The 21,279-nt window shown below is 67.7% G+C and carries 17 protein-coding genes; 14 read left to right on the plus strand and 3 right to left on the minus strand.

The window, feature by feature from the left end; genetic code table 11:
* The 5 genes from A5747_RS19810 to A5747_RS19830 are packed head-to-tail and all read left to right on the plus strand — an operon-like array spanning nt 1 to nt 3,950.
* On the plus strand, nt 1-786 hold the full coding sequence (locus tag A5747_RS19810) for a 1-acyl-sn-glycerol-3-phosphate acyltransferase (protein ID WP_076127420.1): 786 nt from the start codon (nt 1-3) through the stop codon (nt 784-786).
* Entirely contained in the window at nt 783-1,607 is an 825-nt protein-coding gene (locus A5747_RS19815; protein WP_076127423.1) for a Cof-type HAD-IIB family hydrolase, read from the plus strand. The genes A5747_RS19810 and A5747_RS19815 overlap by 4 nt, the downstream gene beginning before the upstream one ends.
* A 60-nt stretch (nt 1,608-1,667) precedes the next feature.
* Nucleotides 1,668-2,303 (plus strand): hypothetical protein, encoded by a 636-nt coding sequence (locus A5747_RS19820; RefSeq protein ID WP_233148091.1) that lies wholly within the window; start codon nt 1,668-1,670, stop codon nt 2,301-2,303.
* Nucleotides 2,300-3,466, plus strand: coding sequence for a glutathionylspermidine synthase family protein (locus tag A5747_RS19825; protein WP_076127425.1), 1,167 nt, complete (start codon nt 2,300-2,302; stop codon nt 3,464-3,466). The genes A5747_RS19820 and A5747_RS19825 overlap by 4 nt, the downstream gene beginning before the upstream one ends.
* A gap of 16 nt (nt 3,467-3,482) precedes the next feature.
* Nucleotides 3,483-3,950 carry a DUF350 domain-containing protein gene (locus A5747_RS19830; RefSeq protein WP_076127429.1) on the plus strand — a complete coding sequence of 156 codons (468 nt, stop codon included), beginning with the start codon at nt 3,483-3,485 and terminating at the stop codon, nt 3,948-3,950.
* On the opposite strand, the gene A5747_RS25540 is transcribed toward A5747_RS19830, so the two are convergent.
* The 3 genes from A5747_RS25540 to A5747_RS25545 all read right to left on the minus strand — a co-directional run bounded on the left by A5747_RS25540 (nt 3,947) and on the right by A5747_RS25545 (nt 8,863).
* Nucleotides 3,947-5,887 carry an alanine racemase gene (locus tag A5747_RS25540; protein WP_083700551.1) on the minus strand — a complete coding sequence of 647 codons (1,941 nt, stop codon included), beginning with the start codon at nt 5,885-5,887 and terminating at the stop codon, nt 3,947-3,949. The genes A5747_RS19830 and A5747_RS25540 overlap by 4 nt on opposite strands.
* 43 nt (nt 5,888-5,930) lie before the next feature.
* Nucleotides 5,931-7,601, minus strand: a complete 1,671-nt coding sequence (locus A5747_RS19850) for an N-acetylmuramoyl-L-alanine amidase (protein WP_369805150.1) — start codon at nt 7,599-7,601, stop codon at nt 5,931-5,933.
* Nucleotides 7,602-7,777: 176 nt separating this feature from the next.
* Nucleotides 7,778-8,863 (minus strand): PirG, encoded by a 1,086-nt coding sequence (locus A5747_RS25545; RefSeq protein ID WP_233148092.1) that lies wholly within the window; start codon nt 8,861-8,863, stop codon nt 7,778-7,780.
* 219 nt (nt 8,864-9,082) lie between these two features.
* Here A5747_RS25545 and glf point away from each other — a divergent pair, with 219 nt between their 5' ends.
* The 9 genes from glf to fadD32 all read left to right on the plus strand — a co-directional run bounded on the left by glf (nt 9,083) and on the right by fadD32 (nt 21,277).
* Nucleotides 9,083-10,276, plus strand: a complete 1,194-nt coding sequence (glf, locus tag A5747_RS19865; RefSeq protein ID WP_076127438.1) for a UDP-galactopyranose mutase — start codon at nt 9,083-9,085, stop codon at nt 10,274-10,276.
* A gap of 49 nt (nt 10,277-10,325) precedes the next feature.
* The gene (locus tag A5747_RS19870) at nt 10,326-12,212 is read left to right on the plus strand and encodes a glycosyltransferase (RefSeq protein WP_076127441.1); all 1,887 of its coding nucleotides are present in this window, start codon (nt 10,326-10,328) and stop codon (nt 12,210-12,212) included.
* Nucleotides 12,205-12,750 carry a phosphatase PAP2 family protein gene (locus tag A5747_RS19875; RefSeq protein ID WP_076127444.1) on the plus strand — a complete coding sequence of 182 codons (546 nt, stop codon included), beginning with the start codon at nt 12,205-12,207 and terminating at the stop codon, nt 12,748-12,750. The genes A5747_RS19870 and A5747_RS19875 overlap by 8 nt, the downstream gene beginning before the upstream one ends.
* The gene (locus A5747_RS19880; RefSeq protein WP_076127446.1) at nt 12,747-13,655 is read left to right on the plus strand and encodes a decaprenyl-phosphate phosphoribosyltransferase; all 909 of its coding nucleotides are present in this window, start codon (nt 12,747-12,749) and stop codon (nt 13,653-13,655) included. Before A5747_RS19875 ends, A5747_RS19880 begins: the two co-directional genes overlap by 4 nt.
* Nucleotides 13,642-15,612: a terminal beta-(1->2)-arabinofuranosyltransferase gene (gene aftB, locus A5747_RS19885; RefSeq protein WP_304528789.1), complete on the plus strand. Its 1,971-nt coding sequence runs from the start codon at nt 13,642-13,644 to the stop codon at nt 15,610-15,612. Before A5747_RS19880 ends, aftB begins: the two co-directional genes overlap by 14 nt.
* A 325-nt stretch (nt 15,613-15,937) precedes the next feature.
* The gene (locus A5747_RS19890; protein WP_076127450.1) at nt 15,938-16,984 is read left to right on the plus strand and encodes an esterase family protein; all 1,047 of its coding nucleotides are present in this window, start codon (nt 15,938-15,940) and stop codon (nt 16,982-16,984) included.
* A 122-nt stretch (nt 16,985-17,106) separates the two neighbouring features.
* Nucleotides 17,107-18,018, plus strand: a complete 912-nt coding sequence (locus A5747_RS19895) for an esterase family protein (RefSeq protein ID WP_076127452.1) — start codon at nt 17,107-17,109, stop codon at nt 18,016-18,018.
* Nucleotides 18,019-18,134: 116 nt separating this feature from the next.
* Nucleotides 18,135-19,142: a cutinase family protein gene (locus A5747_RS19900; RefSeq protein ID WP_076127455.1), complete on the plus strand. Its 1,008-nt coding sequence runs from the start codon at nt 18,135-18,137 to the stop codon at nt 19,140-19,142.
* A gap of 236 nt (nt 19,143-19,378) precedes the next feature.
* On the plus strand, nt 19,379-21,277 hold the full coding sequence (gene fadD32 / locus A5747_RS19905; protein ID WP_076127458.1) for a long-chain-fatty-acid--AMP ligase FadD32: 1,899 nt from the start codon (nt 19,379-19,381) through the stop codon (nt 21,275-21,277).
* The last annotated feature ends 2 nt before the right edge of the window (nt 21,278-21,279 follow it).

Raw genomic sequence — 21,279 nt, forward strand, 5'->3', positions numbered from 1 at the left:
ATGGCAAACGCCTTTTACCGGTTCGGCGAATTGATCGTCCCGCCGGTCGTCGCGATGCAGGGAACCAAATTCAGCTACCGCGGCCTGGAGAACATTCCGCAGCGCGGCGGCGCGATACTCGCCCAGAACCACACCAGCTATCTGGACTGGCTTCCGACGATGCTCGCCGTTAAGGAACGCGGCCGTCGCATGTACTTCATGATCAAGGCGGAGATGGGCGAGGTGAAGTCGGTCAACTACGTGATCAAGCACGCCCGGCTCATCCCGGTGGACCGCAGGAGCGGACACGGCGCTTTCGACGTCGCCGTGCAGCGGCTGCGCGAGGGCGAACTCATCGGGATGCATCCGGAGGCGACCATCAGCCGCAGCTTCGAGCTCAGGGAATTCAAGAGCGGTGCCGCGCGGATGGCGCTGGACGCCCAGGCGCCGATCCTTCCCGTGGTCGTCTGGGGCGCGCACCGGATTTGGCCCAAGGATCATCCGAAAAAGGTGTGGCGCAACAAGGTTCCGATCACCGTGGCGGTCGGCCGGCCGCTGCCGCCTCGCGGCACCCCGGAGCAAATCAACGTCGCACTGCGCACCGCGATGAACGAGTTGCTCTATCAAGTGCAGGAGGAGTATCCGCACCCCGAGGGCGAGTACTGGGTTCCGCGGCGCCTCGGAGGCAGCGCGCCCAGCCGGGAAGATTCCCAGGCGATCCGGTTGTCCGAGTTGCAGGAGCGGATCAAGCGGCACGGAACCGACGGCGTGACCAGGCCGGGGCAACCCCAAAGCGGATTGCATTGACCGACCCAACATTGCCGGCGCTCATCGCATGCGACGTCGACGGCACCTTGTTCGACGGAAACGAAACCATCTCCCCACGCACCCGCGCTGCGATACGCGCCGCGGTGGCCGAGGGCGCTCAGTTCGTCGTGGCCACCGGCCGCCCCCCGCGCTGGATACGCCCGGTCGTCGACGCCCTCGGGTTCGCGCCAATGGCGGTGTGTGCCAACGGTGCCGTCGTCTACGACCCCGCGTCCGATCGGGTGGTGTCCGCGCGCACCCTGTCCGTCGACACCTTGGCCGAGTTGGCCGAGATAGCGAGGCGCTCCATCCCGGGCGTGGGCCTGGCCGTCGAGCGGATCGGTGAGCGCGCGCATGACACCGCAACGCCTCAGTTCATCAGCTCGCCGGGCTACGAGCACGCGTGGCTCAACCCGGACAACACCGAGGTGTCGATCGAAGACCTGCTCAGCGCCCCGGCGATCAAGCTGCTGATCCGCAAGGCCGGTGCCCGCAGCGAGGATATGGCGGCCGAACTGACCAAGCATGTCGGCATCGAGGGCGACATCACCTTCTCCACCAACAACGGGCTGGTGGAGGTCGTCCCGCTCGGGATCAGCAAGGCCACCGGCGTGGCGGAGGTCGCCAAACCGCTGGGCATCGCCGATCACGAAGTGGTGGCCTTCGGCGACATGCCCAACGACGTGCCGCTGCTGCTGTGGGCGGGGCACGGCGTGGCGATGGGGAATGCGCATCCGGATGTGCGGGCCGCCGCCGACGAGGTCACCGCGACCAACGACGACGACGGGGTCGGGCGGGTGCTGGAACGCTGGTGGCACTAGCGACCGACGGGCCGGGAAGTTCACCGCCCGCACGGGTAGCAAATGTGGCAGACTGCCCGCGTGCCCGCGGATCAAAAGCCGCCGAACGGCGGCGAGCCCGACGGCGATAAGCCCGCGCCGGTCGAGCCACCCGAGGGCGACGACGCCAGCTCGGAGGAAGACGACTCCGAGCAGTTCCCGTCCGGCGGCAGCATGGAGTTCCAGGACGCGGCGACGACCAAGCCGCGCCCCGCAACGCCAGCCGAGTTGCGCGCGCGGGAGAAGTTCGCCAAGAAGCAGCAGGAGGCCGAGGAGGCGCGACTAGAAGCGGAAGCCAAGCGGCGCCGGCAGCGCCGGGTGCTGATGGGTTCCGCGGCCGCCGTGGGCGTGGTGGGAGTCGTTGCGGCACTGGGATACTGGGCGTTGTCGACGCCCACCGTGACCGCCCAGTGCGTCCGGGATGACCCGAACGGCCAGCCGGTGATCGTGCCGGACAGCTACTGCACCGATCACACGGCCGGCCTCAACGGCTTCTTTTTCTACGGCGGACACCAGTACCGCTACTACTACGGCAGCTCGGGGTCGGTGGGTTCGCGCCCGATCGGTGGGACGACGAGCGCGCCCAAGGGCGCAACGGTCAAGACCAAGTCGGGCTCCACCATTTCCCGTGGCGGGCTGGGCGGCAAGCTCGGCGGCGGCAAGGGCAGCGGCTCGTGAAGCGTGGCAGGGAAAAGCCGCGGCCGAACTGGCGGTCGATCGTCGAATCGCAGGGGCTGGTGTACGGAACACCGGCCCGTGACGCCCGCGGCGCGGACCGACCGTATTGGGACGAGTCGGTGTATTACGAATTCGAGATGGACGAGATTCTTGCGCTGGAAGCCGACGTCGAACTGCTGCACTCGATGTGCCTGAACGCCGTCGAGCAGGTGGTGCTGATGGAGCGGTACGCGGATTTCGGCCTGCCGGAATGGAGTTGGCAGCCGATCGCAGAATCGTGGCGCCGCTCCGACCCCCATGTGTACGGCCGCTTCGACTTGCGCTACGACGGGAGACGGCCGGCGGTGCTGCTCGAGTACAACGCCGATACACCCACGACGCTGCTGGAAGCCGCCATCCTGCAGTGGTATTGGCTCAAGGACAAGTTCCCCGGCGACGACCAGTGGAACTCGTTGCACGAGCAGCTCGTCGCCCGCTGGAAGCAGTTGCGGGACCTGCTGCCCAACAACGAGCTGCACTTGAGTTGGTCCGGGGTGGAGGCCACCGGCGAAGACCAGATCACGACCACCTACATGCAGGAAACCGCGGCCGAGGCGGGCTTTTCGACCGTCGGCTTGATGATCGAGGACCTGGGTTGGGACTCCGCGCTGCAGCGTTTCGTCGACCTGGAAGAGGATCCGATACACGCGATCTTCAAGCTCTATCCCTGGGAATGGGTGCTCGACGACGAGTTCGGCCACCACGTCGTGTCGAGCCTGCCGCAGACGATGTGGATCGAGCCGCTGTGGAAGACGCTGCTGTCGAACAAGGCGATCCTCGCCATGCTGTGGGAGATGTATCCGGGCCACCCGAACCTATTGCCCGCATACATCGACGACCCGCACGAGCTCACCGAGTACGTCCGCAAGCCCAAGCTCGGCCGCGAGGGAGCGAACGTCACCGTCGTCGGCGCCGGATTGGAGACCGCCACCGGCGGGGTCTACGGCGAAGAGGGGTTCGTTTACCAATTGCTGGACCCGTTGCCGGAGTTCGACGACATGCGGCCCGCGCTGGGGGCCTGGATCGTCGGCGATTCGGCGGCCGGGCTGGGCATCCGCGAGACCGGCGGACTGATCACCGACGACGGCGCAGCCTTCGTCCCGCATCGAATCCTGCAGAAATGAACGGAGTTGATCATCGATGACAACAATCGCCGCGCTGAATTCGAGCTACTGGGATGCGGGCTACATGGCCGTGCTCGGCCGCGGTGCCGGGGCGATCTTCTTGTACGCGATCGTCGGCTTGGTGCTGATGATGATCGGGTTCTACGCGATCGATCTCACCACGCCGGGACCGCTGCGCAAGATGGTGGACGGGGGAAAACCGAACGCCATCATTGTCGCGGCGGCCGGCATGGTCAGCATGGCGCTCATCGTCGTGCTGGCCATCTACTCGTCGTCGGGAAAGCTGCTCGAGGGGCTGGTGGGCTCGGCGGTCTTCGGGATCGTGGGGATCGTGGCGCAGGTGGTGATGATGCGGATCGCGGCGATGGTGATCGGGATCGACATGGACGCCTTGTTCGCCTCCGAGGAGTTCAACTACGAGGCGCTGATGGTGGCCGCGGCGCAGTTCGCGCTGGGCATCGTGGTTGCCGTCGCGATTCTCTAACGCTGGCGAGCGGGCTTGTCCCGCAGCGACTTCGGCGGGATCGTGGCTCCGACGAGCGTGTCGGCATCGATCGTGCGGGGTCGATAGGCCAGCGACGCCAATCTCGCTGACATCACGGCGACGGGATCCTCGCAGACGTGGTCCAGCCCCGATAGGAATGCCCACTCGTGCTCGTCGCTCCCGAAATAGACGACGGTGTCGAATGTTTCGTGAAAGCGCCGCCACGACGCGTGCAGCGACTGGTTCCGCCACAGCGTCGGGCAGCCGGCCTGGCCGATGACGACGCTGCCGATCTTGCGGCATCGTGCCAGGAAGTCGGCGTCGTAGAGCCGGTTGTGCTGCGCGGGCGCCGTCCGCTCGTCGGGAAGGTCGACGACCACGATGTCGTACCGCGTACCGCACCGGGCGACGAAGTTCCAGCCGTCGCCGTAATGCATCGCGACCGGGCCGAGTCCGCTTTCCGCCCTGCGCAGTTCGTCCACCGTGTAGCCGTAGGGCAGATGCTGCGCGCACAGCCGGACCGCTTCGCGATCGATGTCGACGTGATCGACGTGCGTCGCCCCGGCGGCGACGGCGAGCTGGCTTGTCACGCCCTCGCCGGAGCCGATGACGAGTACCCGCTCGATGCGGGCAGCCAGCAGCAGCGCCGGCACCAGCAGCGCCTCGTGGTAGACGAGCTGGCTGAGCTCGGTGCTCTGACGCTCGCCGTCGGTGAACAGTGTGATGCCCTGTTCCGTGCGGCCGATCACCAGATGCTGAAACTCGGTGCGCACGTCGCAGCGGACATCCGACAGCCGCCAGTTTCGGGTCAGCCCCGGGGCCAGCGGCTCGATGATTTCGTGGCCGGGTAACCCTTTCACGGGCGCATTAACGAAATGGGTTGGCAGCGGCGGGAATCCGTTGAAGGCAACCGACGCGTAGCTCGCGGTGTACGCGCCGGCATCGTCGATCTCGACCCGGTCGCCGGGCCGCAGCGTCACGGGAAGCGGGTAGTGTCGGTAGAGCACGTCGTCGCCGTCGCACGTCGGGCCCGCGACCACGGCATCATCGAGTGGGTCGCCGTCCCGGCCGGTCCGCAGGCGGTACCGGATGTACTCGTTCTCGGTTTCGGCCAGGCCCCCGTAACGACCGACGTCGAGGTAGACCCAGCGCCGCTCGTCGGTACCGGTCCGGACCGCTACCACCTCGCACCGGATCGTGCCGGCCGAACCCACCAGCACTCGTCCCGGTTCGACCACGAGCCGCGGCGGATCGGCGCCGAAGTGGCGTGTCAGGACCGACGCCAAGGCCTCGGCGAACGCCTCGAGGGGTGGCGCGTCGGCGGCATACGCGAGGGGGAACCCGCCCCCGACGTTGATCGTCGCGAGGTCGCCCGTTGCATCGAATACCGTTGCAGCGGCGCGTATTCCGAGCTCCCACGCGGCCGGGTCGAGTTGTTGCGAACCGACGTGGAACGACACCCCGTCGGGCCGCAGCCCGAGGCGGCGGGCGTCGCCGAGCAGCTCCGCGGCCTGCGTGGGGGCGCAACCGAACTTGTCGCCGAACGGCGTCACCGACGACGGGAAGCCCGCGGCGATGCGGCATTCCACGGCCGCCCCGGGGGCGTGGGCGGCGATCGTCGTCAGACCGTGCTCGGTGTCGAACGCGAACCGCCGAACCCCGCGCGCATAGGCCCGAGCCACCTCTGCGGGTTTTTGGATGGTGTTGCCGAAGCTCAGCAGGCCCCCGTCGATGCCGGCGTTAACACACGCGTCGACCTCGCCGATGGAGGCGACGTCGAACGCGGCGCCCTCGCCCGCGAGCAGACGCAGGATCGGCTCGGCCGGGTTTGCCTTCACCGCGTAGCGGATCCGGGCGCCGGGCAACAACGCCCGCAGCGTCCGGAAGTTCCTTCGCACCCGGTCGAGATCGATCGTCAAATACGGCGTCTCGGGCACAGCTCGCAGACTAATGCTCCGCGCACGCGGGGGAAAACCTGGTCTAGGTGGCCGCCGGGTGCGCGGGCAGCGAGAAGTGTTCCGGCGGGACGGTCGGGCCGCTCGGCGACTCGGTCGACAACGGCGTGGTGATGCCGTCCACGACCTCGGTGATGTCTCCGGTGAGCCGCTCGAAGTTCAAGGTGCCATGCTGGAAGTTCTGCGTAATCCGCAGCGGTTCTTGGATTTCCGCGCTGGTCGGCAACCCTAGCGGACCTCGCTCGAAGCTCAGCGAGGCCCACGCCTCGTAGATCGCGCCGGTGACCGGCTGCGCGCCCGTCTCGGGTGACCAATACATCGCGCCCCTGGCGAAGGTGGCGTAACGGGAATCACCCTCGCCGCTGTCTTCCGGCGAGGTCGGCGCGCCGAGAACGCTGTTCATGCCGCCGATGGCCTGCCAGTGCTCATAGATCGCGCCACCCTGCAGTGCCTTGATCAACTCCTCGGGCGGATCGTTGAAATGCGATGCGATGTCCCGGATTTCGTCCATCAGCGCGTAGGCGGCGTTGCCTGGGCAGTCGGTGTTGCCGACGTCGCGGTGGGTGAAGATGGTGGGCAGTGTCGCGACGGCCCCGGCCGGAAAGGTGGTGTAGTGGCTGCCCGCCGATTCGAGCGCCACCGTGCCTTTGGGGTCGACGTCGTCCAGACCCAGCCGCCAGCCCAGCAGCCGGCCCACGGTTCGCAGCTGCACCGGCGTCGGCGGTACGTCGTCGAAGTTGCCGATCATGGCCACACCCCAGGTGTTGCGGTTGAATCCGCCGGTGTGGAAGCCCTCGACGGCCTTGGTCAGTCCGCCGGCGCTGCCCTCGAACACCTGGCCGTATTTGTCCACCAACACGTTGTAGGCGATGTCGCACCAGCCCAGCGTCTTGCTGTGGTAGGTGTAGATGGCCTTGACGATCCCCGCCGATTCCAGCGGCGAGTAGTCGTTGCTGCCCGCGGTGTGGTGGATGACCGCGGCGCGAATCCCGTTGTCGTACTGGGGACTACCGCACCGCAGCGCTTCGTCGGCGCCCCATTCGGCCCGGCTGATGATGGGAGGCGCCTGCCCCGGCATCACGACCCCGGACGGCGGCGTCCACTGCGTGTGGGCCGGCGCCTGCGGCGGAGAGATGAGGATCGCGGAGATGTTCTGGCCGAACGGCTGTTCCCTGGACGCCGGCTTGTATCCGAGGTCGTTTGACGCCGGCGGGTCGGTCGGCGGCGGGGCTTGGGTCACCCTCGCATCGAGGGGGCGGGTGACCGCGATCTGCACCGTGGTGGTGGTGCCGACGAACACCGGATCCGTGCTGCGGGGGCCTTCGGTCGGGCCGGCCGGCGGCGCCGACCCGGCGGATCCCGCGGCCGCACCGTCGTCGGGCGCGGCGGTCTCGTACTCGGTCTGATACCAGGGCCCCCACGACCCGTCGGCCCGCTTTGCCCGCACCCGCGTCGAGGTGCCGGCCAGGTCGCCGCTCAGCGCGACCAACGAGAAGGGCTGGTCCTGGCTGACTTCGCGGACCGTGACACCGGCCCCGAGCCCGATCAGCGGCTGCTCGCTCAGCTGGGTGTCGTGGGCCGGCGGCGTGGTGTGGACGCCGCGCTCGTGGTTTGCCTCCGCCACCGCCGAGACGATGACGACCGTCGCCGCGATGGCGGTGAGCAGCATCGTTGGCGTGCGACTACGAGACGACACCAGCTGATGTTACTTGTGTGTCTATTGTTATTTGTGAGGCGACACGAGTGTATGCGTGTGGAACCTCACGAAACCTGTTCGACGGCACCGCAGAGTCACGCGCGGATTCGGGAGCTAGCCACCCGCCCGGCGACAACACCTCTGCGGTGCCGTCAGGTGACAGGTCCCCCGAAGCTCTAGACCGGAGGCAACGCCGGCGCAGCGGCCGGCAAGGCACCGGCGGCCGCCGGCAGGGCACCGGCCGCGGCACCCGGCAGGGCACCCGCGGCACCCGGCAGGGCACCCGCGGCACCCGGTAGAGCACTGGCCGCACCCGGCAGGGCACTGGCCGCACCCGGCAGGGCACTGGCCGCACCCGGCAGGGCGCCGGCGGCGGCCGCTGGCGCGCCCGCGCCACCGTGCACACCCTGCATGATCGCGGGCATCACCAGGCCCTTGAGCAGGTCGATGGCCTGACCGGCGCCCAGCTGGTTGGCGGCTTGCATCACGTCGTTGACGAGCCCGCCACCGCCGCTGCTACCGCCGCTGGTGCCGGCACCACCGAGGCCGCCCGTCCCGATCGGGGAGGCGCCGCCCAGTGTCGACGGGTCACCAAGGATCGGGTAGGTGCCGTCGGCACCCGGGTCCAATCCGGCCGGCGCGGCACCGATCGGCACCTCGCTGGGAGTGGCCCCGGTGCCACCCAGGCCCGGCGCGAGTCCAGTCGGGCTGGTCAGACCCGGGTTAGACAGCGCGGGGTTCATCCCCGCGCCCGGCGTGGTCGGCAGCGCACCCGGCGCGGTCAGCCCGGGCGTCCCCGGCGTCGTGCCCGGGTTGGCCAGCCCCGGCGTGCCAAAACCCGGTGCGCCCAGGCCCGGGGTGGTCGGCCCCGGTGTACCCAGGCCCGGTGTACCCAGGCCCGGGGTACCAACGCCCGGGCTGGTCAGCCCAGGACTGGTCAGCCCGGGACTGGTCAGGCCCGAAGTTCCCAGCCCCGGGCTGGTGAGGCCCGGGCTGGTCAGGCCGGTGGTGGTGCCGCTGTTGCCGCTCAACGCGGGCACCGGCGGCAGGTTGATCCCGAACTGCGACAGCCCCTGCGACAACGCGCCCATCAGCTCGCTGGGCAGGTCGCTCATGACCGCCGCTTGCTTGAATTCGCGGTGCTCAGGCTTGCTGCCCGCAGTCGATTCGTAAACCAGGAAGTATGCGCAAGGACTCGCGACTGCCAGGGCGGCGACCGCGCTCATGGCTGTCGAGAGCTTGCGTCGGCGTCGGTTCGGCACGGAAGTCTCCTCAATCTGGACTATGTGTTTCCTCGGCGTGTGCTGCCTGTCCTATCCGGCATGAACCACACAGAGTCGATGGTACGAGTGAGATTGCTGTGACTAGAGTGGTGATATTGAATCGTGAGGCAATTGCGACCACGGCCGTAACCTCCGACACCGATTCCAGGGCGTCGCCGAATCGGGATACGCGCCGGGGTCAGATACCCTAGGCAACCGATGACAGCTCGTTTTGACCTCTTCGTCGTCGGCTCTGGATTCTTCGGCCTGACCATTGCCGAGCGCGTGGCTACCCAACTCGGCAAGCGCGTGCTAGTCGTCGAACGGCGTCCGCACATCGGCGGCAACGCGTATTCCGAGGCCGAGCCTCAGACGGGTATCGAGGTCCACAAGTACGGCGCGCACCTGTTCCACACCTCTAATAAGAGGGTCTGGGAGTACGTGCGCCAGTTCACCGACTTCACCGACTACCGGCACCGCGTGTTCGCGATGCACAACGGGCAGGCATACCAGTTCCCGATGGGGCTGGGCCTGGTGTCGCAGTTCTTCGGCAAGTACTTCACGCCGGCCGAGGCGCGGCAGCTCATCGCCGAGCAAGCCGCCGAGATCGACACCGCGGACGCGCAGAACCTGGAGGAAAAGGCCATCTCGCTGATCGGCCGGCCCCTCTACGAGGCGTTCGTCAAGGGCTACACGGCCAAGCAGTGGCAGACCGACCCCAAGGAGTTGCCCGCGGCCAACATCACCCGGCTGCCGGTCCGCTACACCTTCGACAACCGCTACTTCAGTGACACCTACGAGGGGCTGCCGGTCGACGGCTACACCGCCTGGTTGCAGAACATGGCCGCCGACGACCGCATCGAGGTCAGGCTCGACACCGACTGGTTCGACGTCCGGGATGAGCTGCGCCGGGAGTCCCCGTCGGCCCCGGTCGTCTACACCGGCCCGCTGGACCGCTACTTCGACTACTCCGAAGGCCGGCTGGGTTGGCGCACACTGGACTTCGAAGTGGAAGTGTTACCCATGGGCGATTTCCAGGGGACGTCGGTGATGAACTACAACGATCTCGACGTGCCCTACACCCGCATCCACGAGTTCCGGCACTTCCACCCCGAACGGGACTATCCGGCCGACAAGACCGTGATCATGCGGGAGTACTCCCGGTTCGCCGGCGACGACGACGAGCCCTACTATCCGATCAATACCGAGTCCGACCGCGCCTTACTGGCCGCCTATCGGGAGCGGGCGAAATCCGAAACCGCGTCGTCGAAGGTGTTGTTCGGCGGCCGGCTGGGCACCTATCAGTATCTGGATATGCACATGGCCATTGCCAGCGCACTGAACATGTACGACAACGTCCTCGCGCCGCACCTGCGCGACGGCACGCCACTCGAGGAGGGTGCGCGCGGATGACCCGTGCCGGCGACGACGCAGAACGAACTGACAATGAGGAGCGGCACAGATGACCGCCGTGAGCCTGCTGTCCCGAATCATCCTGCCGCGTCCGGGTGAGCCCCTCGACGTGCGCAAGCTCTACCTGGAGGAGTCGAAGACCAACTCGCGGCGCGCCCACGCCACGAGCCGCACCTCGCTGGAGATCGGCAAAGAGTCCGAGGTGTCGTTCGCGACGTATTTCAACGCGTTCCCGGCCAGCTACTGGCGCCGCTGGTCGATCTGCACCTCGGTGGTGCTGCGCGTCGAGCTGACCGGAACCGGTCGCGTCGACGTCTACCGGTCGAAGGCCAACGCGGTGCGGATCTCGGTCGACGGACGCCAATTCGTGGGCACCGAGGACCAGCCGGCCGTCGTCGAGATCGAGGTGCCGCTCAAGCCGTTCGAGGACGGCGGCTGGATCTGGTTCGACATCACCACCGATACCAACGTCAACCTGCTCAGCGGCGGCTGGTATGCCACCGAGCCCGCGCCGGGCACGGCCAACGTCGCCGTCGGCATCCCGACCTTCAACCGGCCGGCCGACTGCACCAATGCGCTGGCCGCGCTCACCGCGGATCCGTTGGTGGACGAGGTAATTGGTGCGGTGATCGTGCCGGATCAGGGTGTGCGCAAGGTCCGCGACCACCCGGACTTCCCCGCCGCGGCCGCCCGGCTGGGCGATCGGCTGTCGATCCACGACCAGCCCAACCTCGGCGGGTCCGGTGGATACAGCCGGGTGATGTACGAGGCGCTGAAAAACACGGATTGCCAACAGATTCTGTTCATGGACGACGACATCCGCATCGAGCCCGACTCGATCCTGCGGGTGTTGGCCATGCACCGATTCGCCAAGAGCCCGATGCTGGTGGGCGGCCAGATGCTCAACCTGCAGGAGCCCTCGCACCTGCACATCATGGGCGAGGTCGTCGACCCGTCGAACTTCATGTGGACCGCGGCGCCGCACACCGAATACGACCACGACTTCGCCGAAAATCCGTTGAACGACAACAACCCTCGCAGCAAGCTGCTGCACCGTCGCATCGACGTCGACTACAACGGCTGGTGGACCTGCATGATCCCGCGGCAGGTCGCCGAGGAGTTGGGCCAGCCGCTGCCGCTGTTCATCAAGTGGGACGACGCCGACTACGGCCTGCGGGCCGCCGAGCACGGATACCCGACGGTGACGCTGCCCGGGGCGGCGATCTGGCACATGGCCTGGAGCGACAAGGACGACGCCATCGACTGGCAGGCCTACTTCCATCTGCGCAACCGCCTCGTCGTCGCGGCGATGCACTGGGACGGTGACGTCACCGGCCTGGTACGCAGCCACCTGAAGGCAACACTGAAACACCTTGCCTGCCTTGAATATTCGACGGTGGCTATCCAGAACAAGGCCATCGACGACTTCCTGGCCGGCCCCGAGCACATCTTCTCGATCCTGGAATCGGCGCTGCCCGAGGTGCATCGGATGCGCAAGGAGTTCCCGGATGCCGTCGTCCTGCCGGCGGCCAGCGAGCTGCCCCAGCCGATGCACCAGAGCAAGGCGATGAATCCCCCGGTGAACCCGCTGTCGATCAGTTACCGGCTGGCCCGCGGGATACTCCACAACGCGACCAAGGCCGACCCGGCGGCCCACCAGCGTCCGGAGTACAACGTGCCGACCCAGGACGCGCGCTGGTTCCGGCTGTGCACGGTCGACGGGGTGACCGTCACGACGGCCGACGGGTGCGGTGTGGTCTATCGACAGCGCAACCGACGCAAGATGTTTTCGTTGCTGTTCAAATCGCTGCGCCGCCAGCGTCTGCTGTTGAGCCGGTTCGACGAGATGCGCCGCGTGTACCGCGGCGCGCTTCCGGTTCTGTCCAGCAAGCAGAAGTGGGAGACGGCGTTGCTGCCAGCAGCGGACAATGGCTGAAATCCCTCTTTCGGGGCCGCCGCGCGGCGAAGTCGCCGCGATGGTCGCCGTCCAGGCGGCGCTGGCCGACCGCCCCGGGGTGCTGACCACGGCCCGCGGGCTGTCGCACTTCGGCGAGCACAGCATCGGCTGGGTGGCCGTGTCGCTGCTCGGTGCGCTGCTGGTGCCGCGGCATCGCCGGGACTGGCTGGTGGCCGGCGCCGGCGCGTTCGCCGCACACGCGGCCGCCGTGTTGATCAAGCGCGTGGTGCGGCGCCAGCGACCGAACCATCCCGCCGTCGCGGTGAACGTCGGCACGCCGAGCCGGCTGAGCTTCCCGTCGGCGCACGCCACCTCCACCACCGCCGCGGCAATCCTCATGGCCCGCACTACCGGGCTGCCCCTGCCCGTGTTGCTCGTCCCCCCGATGGCGCTGTCGCGGATACTGCTGGGGGTGCACTATCCCAGCGACGTGGCCTTCGGCATCGCGCTGGGCGCCGGCGTCGCGGGGATCGCACGCAGCAGCGGCGAAAGGTTGCGAAAGAGGTTCGCCGAATGAGTGAAGACGTGGTGGTCGGACCGCCGGGCAATGTGATCGTCGGGGTGGTCAAGGCAATCCGCCCGCGGCAATGGGTGAAGAACGTGCTGGTGCTGGCCGCACCGCTGAGCGCGGCCGGCCGCGGCCACCAGTACGACTACGGCCAGCTGGGCATCCAGGTGGCGGTGGCCTTCGTGGTGTTCAGCCTCGCGGCCTCGTCGATATACCTGATCAACGACGTCCGCGACGTCGAGGCCGACCGCGAACACCCCACCAAGCGGTTCCGTCCGATCGCCGCCGGCGTGGTGCCCGAATGGCTGGCCTACGCTCTGGCCGCGTTCCTGGGCGTGGCCTCCGTGGGTATTGCATGGTGGCTGACGCCGAACCTCGCGGTGGTGATGGCGGTCTACATCGCCGTGCAGCTGGGCTACTGCTTCGGCCTCAAACACCAAGCGGTGATGGACATTTGCATCGTGTCGTCGGGGTTCTTGCTCCGGGCCATCGCCGGCGGGGCGGCCACCGACACCCGGCTGTCGCAATGGTTTTTGTTGATCATGGCGTTCGGGTCGCTGTTCATGGCGGCCGGCAAACGCTACGCCGAGCTGCAACTGGCCGAGCGCACCGGCGCGGCGATCCGCAAGGCGCTGGAGAGCTACACGGGCACCTATTTGCGGTTCGTCTGGACGATGTCGGCCACCGCGGTGGTGATGTGCTACGGGCTGTGGGCGTTCGAGCGCGACCACGGGTCCGCGCGCTGGTTCACGGTGTCCATGGTCCCGTTCACCATCGCGATCCTGCGCTACGCGGTCGACGTCGACGGCGGGTTGGCCGGGGAGCCGGAAGACATCGCGCTGCGTGACCGGGTGCTGCAGCTGTTGGCCCTGGCCTGGATCGCGACGGTCGGAGCCGCGGTTGCCTTCGGCTAGCCCCGGTCTGGAGGCCATCAAGCGTGAAGTGATGCGCCGCCGCGCGGCGGTCAGGCGGGTCGGCCGGCCGGTGTTCGCATACGCCACCATGGTCCGGGTCAGCCTGTGGATCAGCGTGGCGGTGGTCGCGGTGCTGTTCGGGTGGGGCAGCTGGCAGCGGCGCTGGATCGCCGACGACGGGCTGATCGTGCTGCGCACGGTGCGCAACCTGCTGGCCGGCAACGGGCCGGTGTTCAATCAGGGCGAGCGCGTCGAGGCGAACACCTCCACGGCATGGACCTACCTGATGTACGTGGGCAGCTGGGTCGGTGGCCCGATGCGCATGGAGTACGTGGCACTGGCGCTGGCCCTCGGGCTGTCGGTGCTGGGCGTGGCGCTGCTCATGCTGGGCACCGGGCGGCTCTATGCGCCCAGCCTGCGGGGCGCGCGCGCGATCATGCTGCCCGCCGGCGCGTTGGTCTACATCGCGCTGCCGCCGGCGCGTGACTTCGCCACCTCCGGCCTCGAAAGTGGTTTGGCGCTGGCCTATTTGGGGTTGCTGTGGTGGATGATGGTCCGCTGGGGGCAGCCGCTGCGGACCCGCCCGGATAACCGGTTCTTCCTCGCCGCGCTGGCCTTCGTCGCGGGATTCAGCGTCCTGGTGCGGCCCGACTTCGCGTTGATGGGCGGCCTGGCACTGATCATGATGCTGATCGCGGCCCGCACCTGGCAGCGTCGCGTGCTGATCGTGGTGGCGGGCGGATTCCTGCCGGTCGCCTACGAGATCTTCCGGATGGGTTACTACGGACTGTTGGTGCCCGGCACCGCCCTGGCGAAGGACGCGGCCGGCGACAAGTGGTCGCAGGGCATGATCTATCTCTCGAACTTCAACGCGCCCTATGCGATATGGGCGCCCGTCGTGCTGCTGGTGCCGCTGGGCCTGCTGTTGATGGCCGCGCGGCGGCGGCCGTCGTTCCTGCGGCCCGCCCTGGCGCCCAATTACGGACGGTTCGCCCGGGCCGTCCAAAGCCCGCCCGCCGTGGTGGTTTTCGTCCTGGTGAGCGGTCTGCTGCAGGCGCTCTATTGGATCCGGCAGGGCGGCGACTTCATGCACGCCAGGGTGTTGCTGGCGCCGCTTTTTTGTTTGCTGGCTCCGGTCGCCGTCATCCCGGTGGTCATCCCCGACGGCAAGGTGTACCTGCGCGAGACCGGCCTGTGGCTGTCCGGTGCGGCCGGGGTCTTGTGGCTGGGAATCGCGGGCTGGTCGCTGTGGGCAGCAAACTCACCCGGGATGGGTGACGACGCCACCCACGTCACCTATTCGGGCATCGTCGACGAGCGGCGCTTCTATGCGCAGGCCACCGGGCGCGCACACCCGCTGACCGCCGCCGACTACCTCGACTACCCGCGGATGGCGGCGATCCTGACCGCCCTCAACAACACCCCGGACGGGGCGTTGCTGCTGCCGTCGGGCAACTACACGCAGTGGGACCTGGTGCCAATGGGTCAGCCACCGAGCGGCAAGCCGCCCCAAAAGCCGCAACACACGGTGTTTTTCACCAATCTGGGCATGGTCGGCATGAACGTCGGGCTCGACGTGCGGGTGATCGACCAGATCGGGCTGGCCAACCCCATCGCGCAACACACGGGGCGACTGCAACACGGCCGGATCGGGCATGACAAGAACCTCTTCCCCGACTGGGTCATCGCCGACGGCCCCTGGGTGAAGGTCTATCCGGGCGTTCCGGGCTACCTGGACGCGAATTGGGTCGCCCAGGCGACCGCGGCGCTGCAATGCCCCGAAACCCAGGCGGTGCTGAGCTCGGTGCGGGCCCCGATGACGCCGCACCGGTTCGTCTCAAACTTCTTGCATTCCTTCAAATTCACCCAGTATCAGATCGACCGCGTGCCGATCTACGAGCTCGCCAGGTGCGGGCTGCCGGTGCCCGAGGCCGGTCCGCCACCGCCCCGCGAGTGAGTTCCCGGGCAGATTTTTTCGGCGGGTCTCAAACTGCTCGCGTCGCGGGGGCGCGGCAGATTGACAGCAAAATCACATCTATCGCGCCACCAGCGTGCGGCATCGGGTGGGCACATGCGGAAACGCCCTTCACCGCCGCCGCGTTCGGCGCGGAAATCAGCGGAAATGACGGCCGGTGGACGGTTTGCGGGAGCTCCTCGATGCGACCCGCTGCCCGATGTTGTGATTGACTACACGGGCACTGCTGCGCCTAAACGCATGCAGTCGGACCCAATCGATCATGCGCGGGGACGAAAGATGCGCCCGAAAGGATGAGGAAGCAAGGATGAAGCTTGTTGACAGAGTTCGCGGTGCCGTAGCGGCTATGCCGCGCCGGCTCGTGGTGGGTGCTGTTGGGGCAGCCCTACTGTCGGGCCTGATCGGCGTCGTGGGGGGCCCGGCGACCGCCGGGGCGTTCTCTCGCCCGGGTCTGCCGGTGGAGTACCTGCAGGTCCCGTCCGCGGCCATGGGCCGCGACATCAAGGTTCAGTTCCAAAGCGGTGGCGCCAACGCGCCGGCCCTGTACCTGCTCGACGGCATGCGCGCGCAGGACGACTTCAACGGCTGGGACATCAACACCCCCGCGTTCGAGTGGTACAACCAGTCGGGCATCGCCGTGGCCATGCCGGTCGGCGGTCAGTCCAGCTTCTACTCCGACTGGTACAAGCCCGCCTGCGGTAAGGCCGGCTGCACCACCTACAAGTGGGAAACCTTCCTGACCAGCGAGCTGCCGCAGTACCTGTCGGCGCAAAAGCAGGTCAAGCCCACCGGCAGCGCCGCGGTCGGCCTCTCGATGGCCGGGTCGTCGGCGTTGATCCTGGCCGCCTACCACCCCGACCAGTTCATCTACGCCGGTTCGCTCTCGGCGCTGCTGGACCCGTCGCAGAGCATGGGCCCGTCGCTGATCGGCCTGGCCATGGGTGACGCCGGCGGCTACAAGAAGGACGACATGTGGGGCCCGTCCAGTGACCCGGCATGGCAGCGCAACGACCCGTCGCTGCAGGTCGGCAAGCTCGTCTCGAACAACACCCGCATCTGGCTCTACTGCGGTAACGGCAAGCCGTCGGACCTCGGTGGCGACAACCTGCCCGCGAAGTTCCTCGAGGGCTTCGTGCGGACCAGCAACCTGAAGTTCCAGGAGGCCTACAACGCCGCCGGCGGTCACAACGCCGTGTGGAACTTCGACGCCAACGGCACCCACGACTGGCCGTACTGGGGAGCGCAGCTGCAGGCCATGAAGCCTGACCTGCAGCAGGTGCTCGGTGCCACGCCCGGCGCCGGCCCCGCGACCGCTGCCGCCACCAACGCCGGTAGCAGCACCACCGGCACGTAGCAGCCAGCCGAAAGCAACACCGCTAATGGCGGCGATCCCTCGGGGTCGCCGCCATTAGTGATTTACGTCGCCCATCGGGTGTGGATAGTGTGCTCACAGCGACTAGACGATGGAGGGTGGACATGAGGGGTCTGTCAGCGCTGCTGCGGGTGTTCTGCATTGCCGCACTATCGGTCGGGTTCGGCGGTGCGGCTCTGGGGATGGTGACGCCCGGAACCATCGGCAAAACCAAGGCCGCGGGCTACGAAAGCCTGATGGTGCCGTCGGCGGCCATGGGCCGCGACATCCCGGTGGCCTTCCTGGGCGGCGGCCCACACGCGGTGTACCTCCTGGACGCCTTCAATGCGGCCCCGGACGTCAGCAACTGGGTGACCGCGGGTAACGCGATGAACACGCTGGCCGGCAAGGGCATCTCGGTGGTGGCGCCCGCCGGAGGCGCCTGGAGCATGTACACCAACTGGGAGAACGACGGCAGCAAGCAGTGGGACACGTTCCTGTCCAGCGAGCTGCCCAACTGGCTGGCCGCCAACAAGGGCCTGGCGCCCGGTGGCCACGCCGCGGTGGGCGCCTCACAGGGCGGCTACGCCGCGATGGCGCTGGCCGCCTTCCACCCCGACCGCTTCGGCATGGCCGGTTCGCTGTCCGGCTTCCTGTACCCGTCGAGCACCAACTACAACGGCGCGATCCTGGCCGGCCTGCAGCAGTTCGGCGGTGTGGATGGCAACGGCATGTGGGGCGCGCCGCAGCTGGGCCGGTGGAAGTGGCACGACCCGTACGTGCACTCCACGCTGCTGGCGCAGAACAACACCCGGGTGTGGGTCTACAGCCCGACGAACATGGGCGGTGACGACGCCGCCATGGCCGGCCAGGCCGGCGCGGCGATGGGCAGCTCCCGGGAGTTCTACCAGCAGTACCGCAGCAACGGCGGCCACAACGGGCACTTCGACTTCCCGGGCGGCGGCGACAACGGCTGGGGTTCGTGGGCGGGGCAGCTGGGCGCCATGTCGGGCGACATCGTCGGCGCCATTCGCTAGCGGGCGCACGGACGGTACCGGTGCGACGAGCCGGTACGGTGGTGGGTGCAGCAGAGGGCGGGACGGCCGCCTACCTCTATACGAGCTGCGACTTCCGACTCTGCTAGCAGGAGAAGATGGCCACCAACGCCCGGCGTAGACGCCGAATCCTCGCCTGGGTTGCCGCCCTCTCGATGGCCGGTGTCGTATTGCTGGTGATCGTGGGCGTGGTGATGCTGCTGCGCAGCCCCTCGTCGCCGCCCAGCGCGGTGCCGCCCGGCGTGTTGCCCCCGTCGTCGACGACGGCCCACCCGCACAAGCCGCGACCCGCCTCGCAAGACGCCTCGTGTCCCGACGTGCAGTTGATCAACGTCCCGGGCACGTGGGAATCGTCGGTGCAGGACGACCCGGGCAATCCGATGCAGTTCCCGAATGCGTTGCTGCACAAAGTGACTGCCCAGCTCGGTCAGCAGTTTCCGGCCGCCCGGGTGTCGTCGTACACCACCCCCTACACGGCGCAGTTCCACAACCCGATGAGCGGGGACACGCAGATGTCCTACAACGACAGCCGCGCCGAAGGCACCCGCGCGACCGTCCAGGCGATGACCGACATGAACAACAAGTGCCCCTTGACCAGCTATGTGCTGATGGGTTTTTCGCAGGGTGCGGTAATCGCCGGGGATATCGCCAGCGACATCGGCAACGGCCGCGGTCCCGTCGACGACGACCTGGTGCTCGGTGTGACATTGATCGCCGACGGCCGTCGCCAGCAGGGGGTGGGCAACGACATCGGGCCCAACCCGCCCGGCGAGGGCGCCGAAGTCACGTTGGCGGAGGTGCCGATGTTGTCCGGTCTCGGATTGACCATGACCGGGGCGCGACCGGGCGGCTTCGGCGCGCTCAACGACAAGACCAACGAGATCTGCGCGCCGGGCGATCTGATCTGCGCCGCCCCGAACGAGGCGTTCAGCATCGCCAACCTGCCGACCACGCTGAACACGCTCGCCGGCGGCGCCGGCCAGCCGGTGCACGCGCTGTACGCCACCACCCAGTTCTGGAACCTGGACGGGATCCCCGCAACGGATTGGACGTTGAACTGGGCCCACGGGCTCATCGACAACGCGCCGCATCCCAAACACGGCTGATATGGCCGCGCGTGAGGCCGATACGTGACGGAATCGGCGGTACGTTGTGATTTGGTCTGCCGCGTGCCGCCCCTTAACATTAAGAGAAAAGTAAGAGCATTGGATCGTGACCCGTTTGGGTCGAAGCTGGCACCCAATCGACGCGCGCCTCAGCATGCGCCGTGACAGGGCCGGCTTGCGCGCGGTTATAACGTCGGAGCAGCCGACCGAATTGTGTTGTGACAGGAGAAACCGGCATGGCGTACCACAACCCGTTCATCGTCAACGGAAAGATCAGGTTCCCGGACAACACCAACCTGGTCAAGCACGTTGAGAAGTGGGCGCGGGTGCGCGGCGACAAGCTGGCCTACCGGTTCGTCGACTTCTCCACCGAACGCGACGGTGAATACAAGGACATCTCGTGGTCGGAGTTCAGCGCCCGCAACCGTGCGGTGGCCGCCCGGCTGCAGCAGGTCACCCAGCCCGGTGACCGCATCGCGATCCTGTGCCCGCAGAACCTGGACTATCTCGTCGCGTTGTTCGGCGCGCTGTACGCCGGCAGGATCGCGGTGCCGTTGTTCGACCCCTCCGAGCCGGGGCACGTCGGACGTTTGCACGCTGTGCTCGATGACTGCACGCCATCGACGATCCTGACCACGACCGAGGCCGCCGAGGGTGTGCGCAGGTTCATCCGCGCCCGCGCGGCCAAGGAGCGCCCCCGCGTCGTCGCCGTCGACGCGGTGCCCAACGAGGTGGCATCCACCTGGGAGGAGCCGGTGGCCGACGAGAACACCATCGCCTACTTGCAGTACACCTCGGGCTCCACCCGCACCCCGACCGGCGTGCAGATCACCCACCTGAACCTGCCCACCAACGTGCTGCAGGTGCTGGAGGGGCTCGAAGGTAAGGAAGTTGACCGCGGCCTGTCCTGGCTGCCGTTCTTCCACGACATGGGCCTGATCACCGCGCTGTTGTCGCCGGTGATCGGTCACAACTTCACCTTCATGACGCCCGCCGCGTTCGTGCGCCGGCCCGGCCGGTGGATCCGCGAGATGGCACGCAAGCCCGACGACGCACCGGACTGTGAGGTCATCACCGTCGCGCCGAACTTCGCCTTCGAGCATGCCGCGCTGCGCGGTGCGCCGAAGGAAGGCGAACCGCCGCTGGACCTGAGCAACGTCAAAGCGATCCTCAACGGCAGCGAGCCGGTGTCCCCCGCGTCGATGCGCAAGTTCTACGAGGCGTTTGCGCCCTACGGCCTGCGCGAGACGGCGATCAAGCCGTCCTACGGTCTGGCCGAGGCGACGCTGTTCGTTTCCACCACACCGATGGACGAGGCGCCCAGGGTCATCCACGTCGACCGTGCCGAGCTGAACAACCAGCGCTTCGTCGAGGTGGCCGCGGATTCGCCGAGCGCGGTGGCGCAGGTTTCCGCGGGCGTCATCGGCGTCGACGAGTGGGCCGTCATCGTCGACCCCGACACGGCCAGCGAGCTGCCCGACGGCCAGATCGGCGAGATCTGGCTGCACGGCAACAACATGGGCAGCGGCTACTGGGGCAAGGAAGCCGAAACCACCGAGATCTTCCGCAACATCCTCAAGTCGCGGATCAGCGAGTCGCACGCCGAGGGCGCCCCCGACGACGGCATGTGGGTGCGCACCGGCGACTACGGCACCTACTACAAGGGGCACCTCTATATAGCGGGCCGCATCAAAGACCTGGTCATCATCGACGGCCGCAACCACTACCCGCAGGACCTCGAGTACTCGGCGCAGGAAGCCAGCAAGGCGCTGCGCACCGGCTACGTGGCGGCCTTCTCGGTGCCGGCGAACCAACTGCCGCAGGAAGTCTTCGACAACCCGCACGCCGGCATCAAGTACGACCCCGACGACGCCTCCGAACAACTGGTGATCGTCGCCGAGCGCGCCGCCGGCTCGCACAAGCTGGACTACCAGCCGATCGCCGACGACATCCGCGCGGCCATCGCCGTGCGCCACGGCGTCACGGTCCGCGACTTGCTGCTGGTGCAGTCGGGAACGATCCCGCGTACCTCCAGCGGCAAGATCGGGCACCGCGCCTGCCGCGCCGCCTACCTTGACGGCAGTCTGCGCAGCGGCGTCGGGTCCCCGACCGCCTTCGCCGGCGCCAACGACTGAAT

It is taken from the genome of Mycobacterium sp. IS-836, assembly GCF_001954275.1.
Lineage (GTDB): Bacteria > Actinomycetota > Actinomycetes > Mycobacteriales > Mycobacteriaceae > Mycobacterium.